Annotated in this window: 13 protein-coding genes and 2 tRNA genes; 7 read left to right on the forward strand and 8 right to left on the reverse strand. The window is 45.6% G+C overall.

Features of this window, described 5'->3' with window-relative positions; translation table 11 throughout:
- Nucleotides 1-700: 700 nt before the first annotated feature.
- The 4 genes from H3V14_RS11010 to H3V14_RS09215 all read left to right on the forward strand — a co-directional run bounded on the left by H3V14_RS11010 (nt 701) and on the right by H3V14_RS09215 (nt 5722).
- Nucleotides 701-2323, forward strand: coding sequence for a c-type cytochrome (locus tag H3V14_RS11010; RefSeq protein ID WP_075917127.1), 1623 nt, complete (start codon nt 701-703; stop codon nt 2321-2323).
- Nucleotides 2323-2988 (forward strand): molecular chaperone, encoded by a 666-nt coding sequence (locus H3V14_RS09205; RefSeq protein ID WP_075870633.1) that lies wholly within the window; start codon nt 2323-2325, stop codon nt 2986-2988. The genes H3V14_RS11010 and H3V14_RS09205 overlap by 1 nt, the downstream gene beginning before the upstream one ends.
- Before the next feature lie 9 nt (nt 2989-2997).
- Complete coding sequence (gene torA, locus H3V14_RS09210) at nt 2998-5502, forward strand: trimethylamine-N-oxide reductase TorA (protein ID WP_198228141.1); 2505 nt, start codon at nt 2998-3000, stop codon at nt 5500-5502.
- A gap of 144 nt (nt 5503-5646) precedes the next feature.
- Nucleotides 5647-5722: transfer RNA gene (locus H3V14_RS09215), tRNA-Ala, on the forward strand.
- A 490-nt stretch (nt 5723-6212) separates the two neighbouring features.
- On the opposite strand, the gene H3V14_RS09220 is transcribed toward H3V14_RS09215, so the two are convergent.
- From H3V14_RS09220 to folE, 8 genes are all read right to left on the reverse strand, one after another.
- Nucleotides 6213-7403: a hypothetical protein gene (locus H3V14_RS09220; protein WP_198228143.1), complete on the reverse strand. Its 1191-nt coding sequence runs from the start codon at nt 7401-7403 to the stop codon at nt 6213-6215.
- A gap of 86 nt (nt 7404-7489) precedes the next feature.
- Nucleotides 7490-8674, reverse strand: coding sequence for an alpha/beta hydrolase (locus H3V14_RS09225; RefSeq protein ID WP_075870630.1), 1185 nt, complete (start codon nt 8672-8674; stop codon nt 7490-7492).
- The gene (locus H3V14_RS09230) at nt 8671-9783 is read right to left on the reverse strand and encodes an ABC transporter permease (RefSeq protein ID WP_075870629.1); all 1113 of its coding nucleotides are present in this window, start codon (nt 9781-9783) and stop codon (nt 8671-8673) included. Before H3V14_RS09230 ends, H3V14_RS09225 begins: the two co-directional genes overlap by 4 nt.
- 4 nt (nt 9784-9787) lie before the next feature.
- Nucleotides 9788-12637, reverse strand: a complete 2850-nt coding sequence (gene rbbA / locus H3V14_RS09235) for a ribosome-associated ATPase/putative transporter RbbA (protein WP_198212662.1) — start codon at nt 12635-12637, stop codon at nt 9788-9790.
- Nucleotides 12634-13707 (reverse strand): HlyD family secretion protein, encoded by a 1074-nt coding sequence (locus tag H3V14_RS09240; RefSeq protein ID WP_198212660.1) that lies wholly within the window; start codon nt 13705-13707, stop codon nt 12634-12636. Before H3V14_RS09240 ends, rbbA begins: the two co-directional genes overlap by 4 nt.
- A gap of 572 nt (nt 13708-14279) precedes the next feature.
- Nucleotides 14280-14364 (reverse strand) — tRNA-Leu (locus H3V14_RS09245).
- A gap of 142 nt (nt 14365-14506) precedes the next feature.
- On the reverse strand, nt 14507-14935 hold the full coding sequence (hisI, locus tag H3V14_RS09250; RefSeq protein WP_198228145.1) for a phosphoribosyl-AMP cyclohydrolase: 429 nt from the start codon (nt 14933-14935) through the stop codon (nt 14507-14509).
- A gap of 18 nt (nt 14936-14953) precedes the next feature.
- Complete coding sequence (folE, locus tag H3V14_RS09255; protein ID WP_371809465.1) at nt 14954-15529, reverse strand: GTP cyclohydrolase I FolE; 576 nt, start codon at nt 15527-15529, stop codon at nt 14954-14956.
- A gap of 167 nt (nt 15530-15696) precedes the next feature.
- On the opposite strand from folE, the gene H3V14_RS09260 reads away from it, so the two are divergent.
- The 3 genes from H3V14_RS09260 (at nt 15697) to thrS (ending at nt 18575) form a co-directional block, all read left to right on the forward strand.
- On the forward strand, nt 15697-16134 hold the full coding sequence (locus H3V14_RS09260) for an iron-sulfur cluster assembly scaffold protein (RefSeq protein ID WP_198228147.1): 438 nt from the start codon (nt 15697-15699) through the stop codon (nt 16132-16134).
- Entirely contained in the window at nt 16127-16468 is a 342-nt protein-coding gene (yidD, locus tag H3V14_RS09265; RefSeq protein WP_198228149.1) for a membrane protein insertion efficiency factor YidD, read from the forward strand. Before H3V14_RS09260 ends, yidD begins: the two co-directional genes overlap by 8 nt.
- A gap of 127 nt (nt 16469-16595) precedes the next feature.
- Nucleotides 16596-18575 (forward strand): threonine--tRNA ligase, encoded by a 1980-nt coding sequence (gene thrS, locus H3V14_RS09270; RefSeq protein WP_198228151.1) that lies wholly within the window; start codon nt 16596-16598, stop codon nt 18573-18575.
- Nucleotides 18576-18684: the final 109 nt, after the last annotated feature.

The following is an 18684-nucleotide window of genomic DNA, read 5'->3' on the forward strand; positions in this document are numbered from 1 at the left end:
CAGCGTAGCTCGACCAAATTTTTGAAGTTTTTTTTAAGATGTCTACATCCGGATGATCGCGTATCCGACCGTATGAACGGGATTATCAGATGAGAGGGCGATGTTGAACGAACCTTAAATTGGTGAGTAGCCATGATTTCTTCACCATTACCGAAGTTTTATGCAAAAAGGATGAGAATAATTACGGCACCGAATTAAAGACAGATAGAGCGGTCGCTCCTCATAGGGATTCCAAGCAAATGACGGACAATAAACATGACAGTATAATTTAGAAAACAAACCATGCTGAGCATAACTGATTGATATTCGCTATGCGGATTTTACCGATAGCAAAATTATGAGGTCGGAATCAGTAAAAATAAACGATGTTAAAAAACTTGTCCTTAAAAATCAGCTTTTCCGATTTTTCTCGTTGTGAAAATTATTAATGTACCAAAATTGGATACCTTCGTTACACATTTTTTGGTAATTGATAAATGTTGACTCACAACTTGCTGTATTTTCAGCGTATTTTAATTTTTTTTATTTTTTTTGGAAAAATTTTTTCTGTCACGAAATAGTGATATTTTGCAACTATAAATAGTTCGTTGCGTTTATGTAAGGCACACCGGAGTGCTTACCTGTTTTGGAGGTAGAAACAGGTTTAAAGGTTACGAAGAGAGAAATTGAATATAATGTTGTATAGAAGGATGCCAAAAATATGAAACGGCTAACCCGATGGTTTTTGGTCCTTGTTGTAATAGGGATCGTAGGTTTTTTTGTCCTTACCTCCCCGATCACTTGGTCACTTACTCATCCCACACGAGACGTTGCTGACAATTCTGCGCCGGATTTGGAAAATGGGCGCATTGTGTTTGTCGCCAGTGACTGCTCGACTTGCCATGCTTCGCCCAATCAGGATAACCCGTTAAAACTGGGTGGCGGGCGTGCATTGGACACAGAATTCGGGCGTTTTTATATGCCTAATATTTCGTCGGATAAAAAGGACGGCATTGGTAACTGGACACTTGAACAGTTCACTAAAGCGGTCCGTGAAGGTGTAGGGCCGAATGGCATCATGCCCGATGGACAAAACCTTTATCCGGCATTTCCATACACGTCATATCAGCGTTTGACAGCAAATGACGTTCGCGATCTTTTTGCCTACATCAAGTCGCTCGAACCTGTGCAAGGTGTTGCACCTGATCATGATTTGAAATTCCCGTTCAATATGCGTCGCGGCGTTGGTGTTTGGCGCTTGGCTTTTCTTGATGGCAAACCGTTGTCACCAATGAAAGTTACTCCGACCACTGACACAAAAGACACTAAAGATGAACAGGCTCTTCTTGAGCGTGGACGTTATCTCGTTGAAGGTGCCGGACACTGTGCAGAATGCCATTCGACACGTAATTTTATGGGCGTGATAAAGAGCAATCTGCGTTATGGCGGCGGTTCTACTCCTGATGGTAAAGGGCATTTCCCGAACATCAGTCAGGATGATACAGGCATTAAATTCTGGGCTGAAAATTCGATTTTCAACTATTTGAAAACCGGTCAAAGCCCGATTAACAAAATCGCCGGTGGTGATATGGCGGAAGTTATCAAAAATACGAAGCAACTTCCTGACGGGGATCTTCGTGCTATGGCTGCCTATATCAAAACATTGCCGGGTGTTGATCTGCCGGCTCCCGGACAGCCTGAATCCAACCATACTTCAAAACTTGTTATGCTACCCACGACAAACAAACTTGATGTTACTTTGCCGACATCGACAGATAGCGCGGTTAAAGGTGCAGACACACTATATGCAGTCTACACAAAACCGTTCTATATTGACGAAAATGGTTCAGGGGACGAGGACGGTAAACTTCTGGCCGCAGCAAAACTTGCCGTGCTCGACCACAAAGGCGATAAGCTGAAAGTTCGCCTTGACGGTTGGCAAATGGCTGGCGCCCCATCGGTTGTCTATGCTTTACAGGGCCAACGCATTATGTATGCGGTGTTGGGTGACAAAGCGATGGCGTCCTACAAGCTTGGAAAAGCCGTTGTAGATCCCGAGACAAAGCAAACGTGGTACCCTGTCAGTGTCGAACTGTGGACAAGTGACAAGGATGTCAACGTTTCGATCGGTGATATGTGGTCGTACACGTCGGATCTTTTCAGTGCGACGTGTAGCGTTTGCCATTCACTACCTGAACCCGGGCATTTGCTTGCCAACCAGTGGATCGGTAATCTCAATGCAATGAAGCGCTATACTTCATTGACTCCCGATCAATACCGGTTGCTCCTGAGCTATCTTCAGAACCATTCAAAAGATGTGAATGAAGATCAAGAGGTACACTAATGGCTGTTGCTCAATCAGAAACGTCGTCGGTCGAAAATCGACAAATATCCACTCAAGAAGATCAGGCTCAGGCCACAATTATCGACTGGTTTGCCCAGTTGTTTATTGCACCGCCCGGCATCGAAACAGTTGAGAAATGTCGTTCACTTCCCGTTATGACTTTTCTGGGCGAATTTGGTGAAGAGCTTCAAGCTGTTGAATTGACAACAATGATTGCGGATTTTTTCCGCAATCATTCGGTCGAAGAGCTCAACCACCTTCTTTCGCAACAATACATAAGTTTGTTTGATGGCGCTTCCGGACCTCTTTCGGTTCCTCCCTATGAAAGCTATTATCGGGATGAAAATGGAAGATTGTTTCAAGCGCCTTATGTTGAAATGTTGGATGTGCTGACGAAACTTGACGTTTCGGTAAAGTCTTCCTGCAAGGAACCGGCCGATCATATAGCTTTGGAATTGGCCGCTTTGGCCGAAGCTTTTCGCCAACATGACACGGATGCCATTGCCGACATGATAGCACGTCTGGCTTTATGGCTACCTGAAATGAATGCAGCGCTGGGTAAAGTGGCCAGTCACAGTCTCTATGCCCATTTGGTCGAGTTGCTTATTATTTATCTTTCGTCTTTTAGTCGCCTCTTTGGCAACCAAGACAACATTAAACACTAGGAGAATGCGATGTCATTCGACAAAACAAAAATTACCCTACCGGAAATGAACCGCCGTTCATTTCTTAAAAGTAGTGCTATGTTGACCATGGTCGGTGCCGCGAGCGGTTCACTTCTCAGCCGCGGTGCACAGGCTCAACCCGCCTCCAAATTGACTATGTCGGGCAGTCACTGGGGCGTTTTCCGCGGCCGTGTTGACCATGGCCGTCTGGTTGAAGTTATACCTTGGGAGCATGACCCGCATCCAACGCCGATGTTGGAAGGTATGATGGATTCAATTTATTCGCCTTCGCGTATTAAATATCCGATGGTTCGTCGTGCCTGGCTCGAAAAAGGGCCAGGTGCCGATCCTGAAGGGCGTGGAACAGGTGACTTCGTTCGTGTAAGCTGGGATAAGGCTATTGAACTTGTTGCCGGCGAATTGACACGCGTTCGCAAAAAATATGGTTCGAACGGACTTTTCGGTGGTTCATACGGCTGGAAAAGCGTTGGCAAATTCCACAATTGCCGGACATTGTTGCGCAGAATGTTGAAGACAACCGGTGGTTTCGTAAACTCGCTTGGCGATTATTCCACAGGTGCCGCTCAGGTTATTCTGCCGCACGTTGTCGGGTCTCTTGAAGTTTATGAGCAGTGCACATCATGGGATGTTGTAAGAGATAATACCAAGACGCTCGTATTCTGGGGATGTAATCCCGTGAATACAGACCAAATCGGCTGGTTGATTGCTGATCATGGTGCATTTGTAGGCCTCGAAGAAGTTAAGAAAGCCGGTATCCGCGTTATTTGTATAGATCCTATCAAAACAGAAACCTGCCAGTATCTTAACGGTGAATGGCTGGCGCCTCGCCCGCAAACCGACGTTGCCATGATGCTTGGTATTGCCCATACACTTTACGCGGAAAAACTCCATGACGAAGAATTTCTGAAAAAATATACAGTGGGCTTCGATAAATTCCTTGCTTATCTCATTGGCGAAGAAGATGGAACGCCGAAAACTGCCGAATGGGCTTCAAAAATTTGCGGCATTGATGCTGATATCATCAAACAGCTTGCTCGCGATTTTGCCAAAAACCGCACAATGATTGCGGCCGGTTGGTCTATCCAGCGTCAACATCATGGCGAACAAGCCCACTGGATGTTGGTCACTCTCTGCTCGATGCTGGGACAAATCGGTTTGCCAGGTGGCGGTTTCGGTTTCTCCTACCACTATTGCAGTGGTGGCGCGCCGACTGCAACCAGTCCTATTCTCGGTGGTATCACCGATGGACCTGCAGCTCCCGTAACGGATTTGCCCGCTGGTTGTCATCCCGGTTCGACTGAATCTGCCTGTCAGCCAAAATCGAACTCGATTCCTGTTTGCCGCCTTGTCGAAGCCCTTCTCCATCCGGGCAGAACCATAAAATATAACGGGTCAGACATTGTCTTGCCTGAAATTCATATGGTTTATTGGGCGGGCGGTAATCCGTTCTCGCACCAGCAGAACCGTAACGAAATGGTTGAGGCTTGGAAAAAACTCGACACATTTGTTGTCCATGACTTCCAATGGACCGCATCGGCACGTCATGCAGATATTGTCTTACCGGTAACAACCTCTTACGAGCGCAATGATATCGAGCAATTGGGCGACTATGCATTGAGCCACATCGTTCCGATGAAGAAACTCGTTGAACCAATGTATGAAGCACGTTCCGATTTCGACATTTTCAGCGATATCTGTGAACGTCTTGGTAAACGTGACGAATACACTGATGGCATGAATGAAATGGACTGGATCAAGAGCTTCTATGAATCAGCCCGTCTTGAATCTCGTGCCAAAGGCATGGAGATGCCGGTATTTGACACTTTCTGGGAGAGTGAAGAAGCACTCGGTTTCCCTGTCAAGGAAGCGCAAAAACAGTTTGTCCGTTACGCCGATTTCCGAGAAGACCCGCTGCTCAATGCTTTGGGTACACCTTCCGGGAAAATTGAAATCTACTCGCTCAACATCGAGAAGATGCATTATGACGATTGCCCTCCCCACCCCACATGGATGGAGCCGATCGAACGTCTCGACGGGCCGACAACAAAATATCCACTTCACATTGCATCCAATCACCCGATTTATCGTCTGCACTCACAATTGTGTGGTACTAAATTGAGAGAGAAATATGCAATCAGCGGACGTGAACCATGCTGGATTAACCCGAAAGATGCAGAAGCACGTGGTTTGAAAGATGGTGACATCGCTCGCGCTTATAACGATCGTGGACAGATTCTTGTTGGTATCAAAGTAACCGACGTTATCCGCCCGGGCGTTATTCGTATCAACGAAGGTGGTTGGTATGATCCGGTTAACCCGAGAGAGCCGAATTCACTTTGCCGCTATGGCGATGTCAACAACTTGACGACCAGTGTTTCTACATCAAAATTGGCTCAGGCTAATTGTGGACAGACAGCGGTCGTCGAAATCGAAAAATTCACTGGCACACTTCCACCGGTTGAAGTCTTCGACGAACCACGTAAAGCTGGTTGAATGCGGTAAAATAAAAGGAGGCAGGTTTTTGCCTCCTTTTTTGTTTCTTTTTTAATGATTTAACGCGATAATTCAATTGAATTGAAAATCGCACTTGATCTTCTCGGCATTGCACTTTAATACCGCCTAAAGTTATTTCTTAACGGGGCTATAGCTCAGCTGGGAGAGCGCTTGCATCGCACGCAAGAGGCCAGCGGTTCGATTCCGCTTAGCTCCACCAAATTTCGTATTTCTTGATAAATATTTCTGTTCAACATGGGCTTTAGCTGTGCAGGTTCACTTATCACTTTCGTGGGGATACTTTTTGATGTCTGAATACAACTGAAAAGACTTAACTTACGAATTGGACGACGACACTTTACTTTAAAAAAAGCACAAAAATCAGGAAGAAGAGTTTTAAATTTATATTTGCTTCTCGTCGTGGCTTGACTGGTAAAATTAATCAATTGTTTTTAATCACTATTCATCCATTTCGTTATTTGTCAGCAATGAGCTTGGGCATTACCATGATTGTTGACGGCGATATCAGCTAATAAACGCCGGAGAAGATTCTACCTCTTCTGATACGCCAATCAGAGTGCAAAATTTCTGCATAATTCGCACTTATACTCCCCCTCGATAAACATGGATTAGTTCGATAAAGTTTTTTCTCTGACGTTATGCCGTCAAAAATCGATTTCCGAATTAATAGGAAAGAGCACGTTATCTATTTATCGGTTGGAGGTAATTGCCAAATTGAGCTCCCGAACAAGCTCTTTCGGACTGAGCTTTCCTGAAATTGCGAGCATAATGACCGGCAATCGATCCATCGGTGTCGATGAAATTGCAAGCGAATGCGGAGCGTCAAGATAAGACGTTATGGCTTTTTGTGCGTCGGCCTCGAAGTTTGTACCTTTTGCAAAATCCAGCCAGCCGGGTAAACTTGTCTTCCATTTTGTCTTCAGTGCATTCCCATCTATACCCATTCGCTTGGCCTCGGTATTGACCAATTTTCCGGTAAGCGAATGATCCTCGAAACGCAGCTTTCCACCGTAAAAGTTATAACGTTGAACTTGAGCGAGCATGCCGAGCCACATCTGACTAGACTTTATGTGACCATGCTGGTTTTCGCGTTGAAGCGTCACAACGGTCAAGAGTGAATCAAGTGTCATACCGTCCATTTTCAGACTGACGTCCAATATTCCACCTTTATCTAGCACCAGATGGAAGCGTTTTAATTCCATCATGGACAGATAGCCACCATATGCACCAGCGAGATCCAACCGTCCGGTCGCATTTTTATATCCCATTGCTATAAAGTCTTTTTTAGTCGAACCATCCGGAAAATTATCGACAAAAACAGTTATTTTCTTGATATTGATTGTAAAATCTATAGGGTTTTCACGAATGGATGGATGAAGAGAAACCGAGCCTTTTTCCAGCATGGCCAAACGTTTTTTGACGTTGTCTTGCAATTCCAACTTGTTGAATTGACCATTCTGATACCGGAAACCGATATTCTGGTTATAAAGGCCTTTGTTCGGAGGTAGTGTCACATTGCTAAAGGTGACATTGGCAACTTTAATCGTGTTTCCTTCGTAAACATAGGAAATTTGGGGTATTGCTACTTTTTCGACGGAATAACCGCCATGGTCTTCTTCCTTGATACCAGAAAATTCCACTTTACCCAATGACGTATCGGGTGAAATCGGTGTACCTGTTATCCGGACATTATCAAGTGTAAGATGATCACTGTCGCCAAGCACGTTGCCATAGGAAACAGTAACAGATTTTCCGAAAGCTTCCGAAAAACGTTTAACAAAAGCATCTCGGTCAGTTGCATAAGCCGATGGTGCAGCAATTGAGGTGGCGACTATAAGCACAACCGTAAGTGGAAGTAGCCGGTATAGTCTTGAAAACACTTTAATGAAACAGACCAATTGCAAAGAAACAAAACCTCTTGCATTTATTTTTGATCATTGTACGGCGTTTTCAACTCTGTCAGACATCAATTCTGGCTAACAGCTGAAATTATTCTGGCCGGAGTGTAGAAAATGAGATTGGTTGTGCCGCGCAATATATTCCCACTATCGTCAATCATTTGCTGACCGCCCGTCTCGCTTGTTTCTTTCATCATAGAAGTCGACAGTGAACCGTCATGGGCAAGAGCCATCAAAGTCGGCGACGAAGCAAAGACATTATGTGCACCGCCATCAACATCGGACAAATCCAGAACCGCAATGCCATTTTTTTGTAACAACGGTATGCTTGAACCATCTCCGACACGAGCGTGCCCACCAACCAACCGTCCGGACACTGCTAAGGCCTTGTCTTTGCGGGAAACAAGTACTGCAGTTGGTTGTGGCATTTTTTTGACATCTTTGAGCTGACGCTCGAACACGTCAACGTCAATATCCGGTGCTGCCATAAGGAAACTTGATATTCTGTCGATCGGATAACGTTTACCCTGAAGCGAGAGGCTACGTAACGCTTCCATTGTTACGTAATTTCCCATGGAATGGGCAACGACAGTAATTTCGTTAGCTTCCGTTTCACTCAACAATGTCAGAAGATCAGCAAGCCCGTCGCGCGCAAAATCCGCGCTGTCACGGTCATAGACATAAAGCGGGATTGATCCCCCCGAAGGCCATGAATAATGAACAGTAACGGCGTTCAGCGAATAATCATAAGAAAACTGCGCTGCGCGGAATGTGCTATCGGCAAAATTGTTGTTGTAGCCGTGTATGAAGAGAAATATTTCTCTTTTCCCTTTCGGCTTTTGGTCAAGCGCTTTATTAAGCTGCTTTTTGAATTCGTCGCGGCCACTATACCTGACCATATTGACAGCCGAAAAATATTTCTTCAGGTCGGGCCGATAGCCGTTCGTTTCGACCAGTCCCTTTTTATGCTGTTGCGGTATTCCGACATCAACGCGTGCATAGTTCAAAGTGGTCGATCTTTTTGTACCAAAAGGTTCCGAATAATCATTCTGCGCTTGCCTGCTCGTTGCAACGTAGACAGGAATCACCGCCTTCGGTTTCCCCGGCTTCTCGATTGCAGCATTACGAGCACCAACTGTGGCAGGGGTTGCATTCTTCCCATGCCACAATACAGCGCGTGACCCGCCGCAGCTTGCGAGAAAAAGAACACAGACCAAAAGACCGAAATAGCGAGCCAGAATGTTTTTTATCATTTAAGTGTAGCCCTGAAACGATTGAGCGAGAAGGCAAATAGCACAGATCCTATCACTGCTAAAGCCGCAAAATTTTCCCAAACAACCGTAAATCCGGCTCCACGATAGAGAATTGATTGAGCCATCATAATAAAATGCGTGTTTGGTGCCGCAAGCATTATGTTCTGAATAAATTCAGGCATACTTTCACGCGGAGTTATGCCACCTGACAAGATTTGTAACGGCATCAGAACCAGCATAAGCAACAGGCCAAACTGGGGCATAGAGCCGGCAACAGTTGCGAGAGCAATGCCCATTGATGTTGTGGCAAAGAGATGTAACACGGTACCGGCGAGAAACAACATTACAGAGCCCTCTATCGGCACTTTCAACAATCCTTCGACAATAACAACCAAAGAAAATGTCGCCGCGACGAGCACAATAAGCCCCATTGACCACACTTTTGATATCATAATTTCCGTCGGCGTCACCGGCATAACCAGAAGGTGCTCCACAGTTCCATGTTCGCGTTCACGAATAAGAGCAGTCCCCGTCAAAATTATGGATAACATCGTCACATTATCAATCACATTGATAATCGAGCCAAACCATGATTTTTCCAGTTCGGGATTGAACCGTGCGCGCAAAGTCAACGAAACTTGCTGTGGCTCTTTCGAGCGATAGTGCGAGACAAACTCGTTGACTTCCGAGTCGACAATTTGCTGTATGTATTGCGAGCCCGTCAACGCCTGTGTTGTGCGTGTTGCATCAACATCCAATTGGATGGCCGGTGAGCGCCCCGCGAGTACATCGCGCTGGAAGTTAGGCGGAATATCGACGGCAAATGTATCAATCCCCTGATCCATACGCGAATCAAGCTCGGATTGATTGATGTCTTCCGGAGTAATGAAATAAGGCGGCAAAAACGCAGTAGCAATGCGCGTTGATAAAGGTGAACTATCTTCGTCAACAATAGCGATAGGCGTTTTGTTCAGTGTTTCGGGTGTCGCATTTGCAGCAATATAAATCGATATTGTGAAAGCGTAAATGATCAAGACCAGCAACATCGGATCGCGAAAAACGCCGAGTAATTCTTTGATTCCGAGATCAAGTATATGATTGAGCTTCATGACTTTACTTCGCCTGTTTCTTTGTAAGCCACGAGGCTATTATGACCAGAATTGGTCCGGCAAGGAAAAGCGGGATGAATGAGCTGACCAGATCGTGGAACTGGAGTGCTTTCGCAAAAGTACCACGCGAAATCAGAATAAAATAGGTTGTCGGATAAATATCTCCGATCAAACGACCCGTTCCCTGAAGCGAGCTGACCGGATCCATCAAACCACAAAACTGTGTTGCCGGTAAAATAGTGAGAACTGCGGCGCCAAAAATTGCGGCAATCTGGCTGTTCATGAATGTTGAAATCAACAGTCCGAAAGCCGTCGAGAAAGCCACATAGAGAAGCCCCGCCAACATGAAGGTTAAAATCCCGCCTGTGAAATGCACGCGGAATATGAACACAGCAAATAACCACAGCAATATACAGTTGATGAGACCAAGTCCGATATAAGGAAGTTGTTTACCAACCAGAAATTCGAGCCTTGTTACAGGCGTCACATAGAGATTGATAATCGAGCCCATTTCCTTTTCGCGCACGACAGACAAAGCTGCAAGCATAGCGGGAATGATAAGAAGCAAAATAGGTATAACAGCCGGAACCATAGCAGTAAGACTTTCGATACCCGGATTATAGAGATATCGGACCTCAAGCCTGTAGTCCCCCATAGTTGCGGCTTTTCCGTTCAACGTCCTGGCTTTGTTCTGCAGCCATAGGGCATGCATCCCCTGCACGTAACCGCGAACGGTTTCCGCACGAAGCGGCATAGCGCCATCAATCCATGCTCCGACTTCGACATTGCGTCCCCTCTCCATATTCTTCCCGAATTCGGGAGGAATTTCGATCGCCAGACTTATCTCGCCCGAACGCATCCGTTCATCAAGATCATCGTAATCAACAATGTCTTTTTTTTGAATAAAATAACGCGAACCCGAGATTTGTTGGACATAGTCACGACTGATAACCGACTGGTCATGGTCAAGCACCGCAAAAGTCAAATTCTCGACTTCGGTGTTTATCCCGTAACCTATCACGAACATCAAAATGACGCTGCCGAGCAACGCCATTGTTGCCCGAATTGGATCGCGGCGCAATTCGAGTGCCTCGCGATTGGCATAACTCATCATCCGCATAAAATCGAAGCGTCGTTTAAAGCGTTTTCCATGCGATTGAGTGACATTAACCGGTTTGTTGCTATTTTTACCGTCCGTTTTATCTTCAACTGCTTCAACTTTTTTAAGTGCGCCAGCGTCTTCCTTTTTGGCGGAAGCATTTTCCTTTGCTTTCTTTTCGGCATTTTGCTTATCGATTGCGTCTTGCAAATATTCAATAAATGCCTCTTCGAGCGAATCGGCATTTTTGGATTTGACAATCGCCGAAGGCTTGTCGGTAATCAGCACTTTACCCGCATGCATGAGCGAAATACGGTCACAACGCTCCGCTTCGTTCATAAAGTGTGTTGTAATGAAAATCGTTACATTATCGTTGCGTGATAATTCACCGAGTTGTTGCCACAGCTGATCGCGTGCAATCGGATCCACACCCGATGTCGGTTCGTCAAGTATCAGAATTTCCGGTTCATGCAGTAATGCAACGGCGAGCGACATGCGTTGCCGGATACCAAGCGGCAATGAATCCGGCATCGCATCGAGCACATCCTTAAGCTCGAAGCGGTCAATCATTGCCTGCATACGCGCCTTGACTTTATCAGCCGGAATTTCAAAAAGCTTTGCGTGCAGCTCCAGATTCTCGAGCACAGTTAATTCGGCATAAAGCGAAAAGGCCTGACTCATGTAACCGACATGGCGACGCGTCTCCATGTCGTTGGCGTTAATCTGTCTGCCAAACAGTTTTGCTGTACCTTCTGTCGCGGGTAACAGCCCTGTCAACATTTTCATCGTGGTGCTTTTACCGCACCCGTTCGAGCCCAGAAATCCGAAAATTTCACCTTTTTTTATACGAAAGCTGACATGATCGACGGCAGTAAAATCACCAAAACGCTGTGTTAATCCATCTGCTTCGATAGCTATATCCTCGTTGCCGGATTCTTTTCGCGGAGGAATAATAACTTCTACATGCCCTTTTTGTTCTTCGGCGGGCATCAGAGCGATGAATGCTTCATCGAGATTAGGCGTTCCAGTTTTTTTAAGCAGCTCGTCGGGTGTACCTGTTGCAAGAATTTTGCCATTATACATGGCGATTAACCAGTCAAACCGCGCAGCTTCCTCCATATAGGCTGTAGCAACCATCACGCTCATATCTGAGCGCTCTTTCCGGATATCATCTATCAGATCCCAGAATTGTCTTCTGGAAAGAGGATCAACACCCGTCGTTGGTTCATCAAGTACAAGAAGCTTCGGGTCGTGAATAAGGGAGCAAATAAGGCCGAGCTTCTGTTTCATGCCGCCTGAAAGCTTTCCCGCAGGGCGACTTTCAAAGCCGTTGAGACCGGTCCTTTCGCAAAGCTCAGCAATCCGCGTCTCACGTTCTTTTCTATCTTGCCCGAAAAGCCTTGCAAAGAAATCGGCATTTTCCTGAACAGACAGGGTTGGATACAAATTTTTTCCCAGTCCTTGCGGCATATAGGCAATATCCGGACAGACATCGAGCCTATGTTGTTTGTCCCGCATATCGCCGTCCAAAACGCGGACAGTCCCATCCTGTATCTCGCGTGCACCGGTGATGAGTGACAATAGACTCGACTTCCCGACGCCATCAGGACCGATCATGCCAATCATTTTTCCCGTTGGCACCTCAAGATCGATCCCGTCAAGCGCAACTTTTTCACCATAAACCAAGCGGACACCGCTCAGTTTTACAACTGGTGCATTAGTTGGCTGTATTTTCGTTTCGGTTGAGTCTGTCATTTAACTACAGGTGTACTAACAATCTTCGGCCATTTTGCATTGGGATCAGTTCTGACATAAGCCACACCGGGCAAACCGGTCTTGACCTGTTTGATATATTTTTCCAGCAAATCTTGCGGGATTTGTGCACGAACACGAAACATCAGCTTTGCACGTTCTTCAGCTGTTTCAACCGTTTTCGGCGTAAATTGCGCAACATCGGACACAAATGAAATATTAGCTGGAATGACATACTGCGGTGCTGCATCAAGCACAATTCTCGCTTCGGTGCCGATAGCAATTTTCCCGACCGTTTTTGTGGGCAGGAAAAACGTCATGTAAACATCACCGAGATCGACGAGGTTAAGCACCCGACCGCCTGCTGCCACGACTTCTCCCGGTTGAGCAATACGGTATTGTATGCGACCGGATCTCGTCGCCTTAAGCTCGCTATCATTAATATCCGATTGAATGCGTTCAATCGTTGCCTTGGCTGCATCAACAGCCGCTTCGGCATTTACAACATTCGCTTTTGCCGTTGAAACGGCAACTTTCGCTGCAGCAAATTGGGCCTTTGACGCTGCAACTGCGGCAAGTGCGCCGTCATATGTTGCCTGATCATCGTCCCGAACCTGCGTCGATACAGTGCCTTTTTGCTGCAATGTTGCCGAACGTTGATAACGCCTATTGGAATTATCCCGCTGGACTTCATTTTGTGCAACAGTCGCTTCGGCTGCTTCTTGTTCAGCCTGACGCTGTTCGACTTCCATCTTTGCAGTATCGACATTAATGACTGCCCGTTTTAATTGGGCTTCAGCTTCCCGTAATTGAGCTCTCAAATTATCGGTATCCATATGCGCGACGACGTCTCCGATATGGACAAAGTCGCCCTCTCTCACGGTAATATCCTGAATACGTCCAGCAAGTTTCGAAGCGATATCGATTTCTGTGGCCTCTATACGCCCGTTCCCCATAGCAATGCCTTCAGGCAATCCCGGGTGAAGATAGGTTTTCAAGCCGCTATAGGCTGCAACTACAACAATCACACCGACTGCTATCCAACCCCATTTTGTCTTACCTTTTGCAGCCATAAAACAGTCTCCATTCTAATTCCATTAAACAGGAATGTATCCAAAACCAAGTTCGGCGCTTCACATTATCATTCATCATTGTGTTTGCAAAGTTGCCTTTTATTAAACAAGTAGTTGGAAATAACAATGTGAACGCCAAGTTCAAAAAATATAGCGATGATACGTGCGATAATATGTCTGTCGTTATGACATATTTTTCAAATTCATTTGCGAATAAAGAAAATATAAGAATTAATTTCTATTGAAAAATTAAACATTTACTGAAACGATACGTGAAGTAAAAAGTAATTGGCTGAAAACAAAAATGTGGTTGGCAATTTTATTAAGTTGAAATTTTAATGCCGATTTTCTGAGCTGTAAAAGCTCGGACGCTGTTTTAAATTAATAAAAAGAAGATTTTCTTCCACACAATAAAATTGGGTTACATTCAAAAGATTGAAAATTAATCAAGCGACGGAATCGTGATTTTCATACTTTCGGGAACAAATTTCAGTCGGGTAAATAGCGCTTTAGAGGTTGAAAGTTTTTCAACCCCGATCCCAAAAATTTTCGCCACTCGCCCCAAAATAAAATGGTGCGGTCGAGAAGACTCGAACTTCCACGGGTTTCCCCACAGCGACCTCAACGCTGCGCGTCTACCAATTCCGCCACGACCGCACGTGGTAGGAGCCGATAATTTATCAGCTGGCGGCATTTAACAAATCGACAGAAGCAAAACAAGACCTTTTTTGAAAAAAGGGGAATATTTATTCGAACATTCCCGTAAAAATCGGTTTTGACCATGATCGTCCTACGAATTTCAGGTTTTATAAACCTCATCAGGATCGAACATGAGATTCTTATCATCTTCTTCGAGCGTGGCAACGCCATTATTCATTTTCAAATGCCGATAAAAGCAACTTTTATGACCTGTGTGGCAGGTTGCACCGGCACCTTGCACATGGACTTTGAGCCAGAGTGCATCCTGATCGCAATCAACCCGAATCTCTTCAATTTGCTGAAGATTTCCCGAGCTTTCACCTTTTTTCCATATTTTTTGGCGAGATCGCGACCAATAATGGGCAATCCCCGTCTCAAGACTAAGCGCCAATGCCTCTTCATTCATAAATGCAACCATCAGAAGATTACCATCAGTTGCGTCGGTAACCACTGCGGTGATGAGACCCTTTTCATCGAATTTGGGGGAAAACTGTGTCCCCTCTTCCCGATTACATTTTTGTTCAGACAATTTTTATCCTCGTCACCATCAGAAACCGCGTATCATTTTAACAAAATTCACCTGCGCCTCTACATTGTCTTTGTAATAGCCTCGATATGTTGCTGTAATTGTCGTCGAGCCCTGTTTTTTTACGCCGCGCATTGCCATGCACATGTGTTCGGCTTCGATAAGTACAGCCACCCCGCGCGGCTTCAAATATTTGTAAAGGGCATCTGCAACCTGCGCAGTTATGCTTTCTTGCGTTTGCAAACGTTTGGCATATACATCGACCACACGCGGTATCTTGGATAGACCGACGACTTTACCATCAGGCAAATAGGCGACGTGGGCTTTTCCGATGATCGGCACCATATGGTGCTCGCAATGGGAGTAGAATGGAATATCTTTAATCAGGACAGGATCATTATAGCCTGATACTTCGTCAAACACCGTCCCCAAAATTTCTTCCGGCGATTGGTTATAACCGGCAAACATTTCTTCATAGGCCTTGATAACCCGCTTTGGAGTATTGACAAGTCCCTCTCTCTCGGGATTTTCCCCTACCCACAGTAACAAAGTGCGTACTGCAGCTTCTGCTTCTTCCCGGCTAGGACGTTGGTTCATCGCCTGATTAACCGAAAGGGGTGCACTTTTTCGAACAGATTGCATAAATCGACTCCAATTGACTACCAAAGAAACTTGGTAGTTATAACGACTACTCCTATATAAACACATATATCGAGAATCAAAGTGAGATCACAAAAAACAGGTTGTTTTTCGAGCAACAAAATATGATTGACGAAATTTATAACGATAAAATTCTGGGATACGCGGCGCATATAGATAAAATAGGCCGTTTAGATAAGCCCGACGCTACAGCCCAAAAACATTCAAGAATCTGCGGCTCGACTGTGACCGTTGATCTAAAAATGAAAAATGGTGTCGTAACAGAGTTTGCCCATGTTGTGCGTGCATGTGCATTAGGGCAAGCTTCATCTTCGCTCATGGCAAGTCACGTGATCGGCCTAAGCGCCAACGAACTACGCTCTTTGCGAGATACCATCTACCGGATGCTGACAGAAGATGGGCCGGTTCCAACAGGAAAATTTGCGGACTTTGCTTGCCTTGAACCGATAAAGAATTATAAAGCCCGTCAGCCCTCGACTATGCTTACTTTTGACGCAGTGGTCGATTGTATCGATCAGATTGAATCCCGACAAAATGGCTGAAAAGAAGGCAACACCGGTAAGCCGGAACTATCACGGTCCTTGGCGAAAAACTCCGGGGCGACTTATCGGAACGTCTCTTATCCGTCTTTATCAACTCACACTTTCGGGCTTCATCGGCAACCAATGTCGCCATTTACCCACATGTTCCGAATATACTTATGAAGCAATTGCAAGATATGGGCTTTGGGCCGGTTCATGGATGGGATTATTCCGCATTATGCGCTGCGGCCCGTTCGGAACACATGGTTTCGATCCTGTGCCAACACGGCTTGGCGCAACTTATCACTGGTATATGCCTTGGCGTTATTGGAAAATAGCCACAAAGAAGCAGTAATTAAGGCTTTCTTTTTATCAAAAGAAAAATTAAAAGGACTTTTCATTAAACCGCTTCGTTTTCAGTAAATGAAGCAATCGACACCCCCACCCGCATTCGTTGGCGGGACTGGATTAGGAGTAATTTTATGTCTTCCACGGTTTCTATTTCATTTCCCGACGGTTCAAAACGCGATTATCCGGCAGATATGACCGGACTGGAACTTGCTCAGTCGATTTCCAAATCTTTGGCAAAAAATGCTGTTGCCTACAGTTTTGACGGCGTCTTGCGTGATATGTCCGACCCTTTGGGGCAATCTGGTTCGATCGAGATTGTTACCCGCGATGATCCCCGTGCACTTGCACTCATCCGTCATGATTGTGCGCACGTTCTTGCCGAAGCTGTGCAAGAACTCTTTCCGGGTACACAAGTCACTATTGGCCCGGTTATTGAAAACGGCTTTTATTATGATTTTGCTCGTAATCAGCCTTTTACGCCTGAAGACCTGCCGGTAATTGAAAAGAAAATGCATGAAATTATCCGGCGCAATGCGAAATTTACAAAAGAAGTATTGCCGCGTGAAAAAGCCAAAAAGATTTTTGCGGATAAAGGCGAGCTCTACAAGGTTGAGCTGGTAGATGCAATTCCGGAAAACGAGGATGTAAAAATCTATCACCAGGGAGACTGGTTTGACCTTTGTCGCGGTCCTCATATGCAATCAACAGGGCAGATCGGAAATGCCTTTAAATTGATGAAAGTCGCCGGTGCCTATTGGCGAGGCGATTCGAATAATCCGATGTTGACCCGCATTTACGGTACCGCCTTTGCTAATGAAAAGGACCTTGCTGCCTATCTAAATATGCTTGAAGAAGCCGAAAAGCGCGATCATCGCCGTTTAGGGCGTGAAATGGATCTGTTCCATTTTCAGGAAGAAGGTCCGGGCGTCGTTTTCTGGCATGCAAAAGGTTGGAAAATGTTCCAGAATCTCGTAAGCTACATGCGCCGTCGCCTTGATGATCAGGGATACGCCGAAGTCAATGCGCCGCAAGTTCTCGATAAATCCTTGTGGGAAATATCGGGGCACTGGGAATGGTATAAAGAAAACATGTTCAAGGTAACGCCAGCCGGTGACGACGCCGATGACGATCGCGTTTACGCTTTGAAGCCGATGAATTGCCCTGGTCATGTGCAAATTTTCAAACATGGGTTGAAATCTTACCGCGAATTGCCTATCAGACTTGCCGAATTCGGTGTAGTCCACCGTTATGAACCATCAGGTTCTCTGCACGGCTTGATGCGTGTTCGCGGTTTCACACAGGACGACGCACACATTTTCTGCACTGACGAACAGCTTGCAGACGAATGCCTCAAAATTAACGATCTGATTTTAAGCACCTATGCTGATTTTGGTTTTAATGAAATTACCGTAAAATTATCAACGCGTCCGGAAAAACGCGTGGGATCCGACGAATTGTGGGATCATGCAGAAAGCGTCATGTCGGACGTTCTGAAAACAATTGAAGAAAAATCGAATGGACGTATCAAGACCGGCATTCTTCCGGGTGAAGGTGCATTTTATGGTCCTAAATTCGAATATACGCTAAGAGATGCGATCGGTCGTGAATGGCAATGCGGAACTACGCAGGTCGACTTCAATTTGCCGGAACGGTTCGGCGCTTTCTATATCGATAAAGATTCCGAAAAACGTCAACCTGTCATGATCCACCGTGCAATTTGTGGCTCGATGGAGCGCTTTCTCGGAATTCTTCTGGAAAACTATGCAGGACATTTACCCTTATGGTTCTCACCTCTTCAAGTTGTCGTTGCAACGATTACATCGGAAGCTGACGATTATGCCAAAAAAGTCGTCAAAAAACTCAAAGCTGCCGGTCTAATTGCTACAACTGACCTCAGAAACGAGAAGATCAACTATAAGGTACGCGAACATTCGCTACAAAAAGTACCGGTTATTCTGGTCTGCGGCAAAAGAGAGGCTGATGGTGGCTCGGTAAATATGCGACGCCTGGGTAGTCAGGAACAGGTGTCTTTACCGCTTGAAAAAGTCATTGCTGCCCTGAAAGACGAAGCAACGCCACCCGACCTTCGCCGCTCTAACGAAGAGGATTGATTGATTTTGAGTCTCTGGCAGATGAATCATTTGTCTGCCAGATTTTTTAAAGTCGCGTTTTTGGACAGAAGTAGAGGACAAAAAACCGACCTTTTTCAGTAAACGCTAT

Source organism: Bartonella sp. W8151, from assembly GCF_016100385.1.
Taxonomy (GTDB): Bacteria; Pseudomonadota; Alphaproteobacteria; order Rhizobiales; family Rhizobiaceae; genus Bartonella; species Bartonella apis.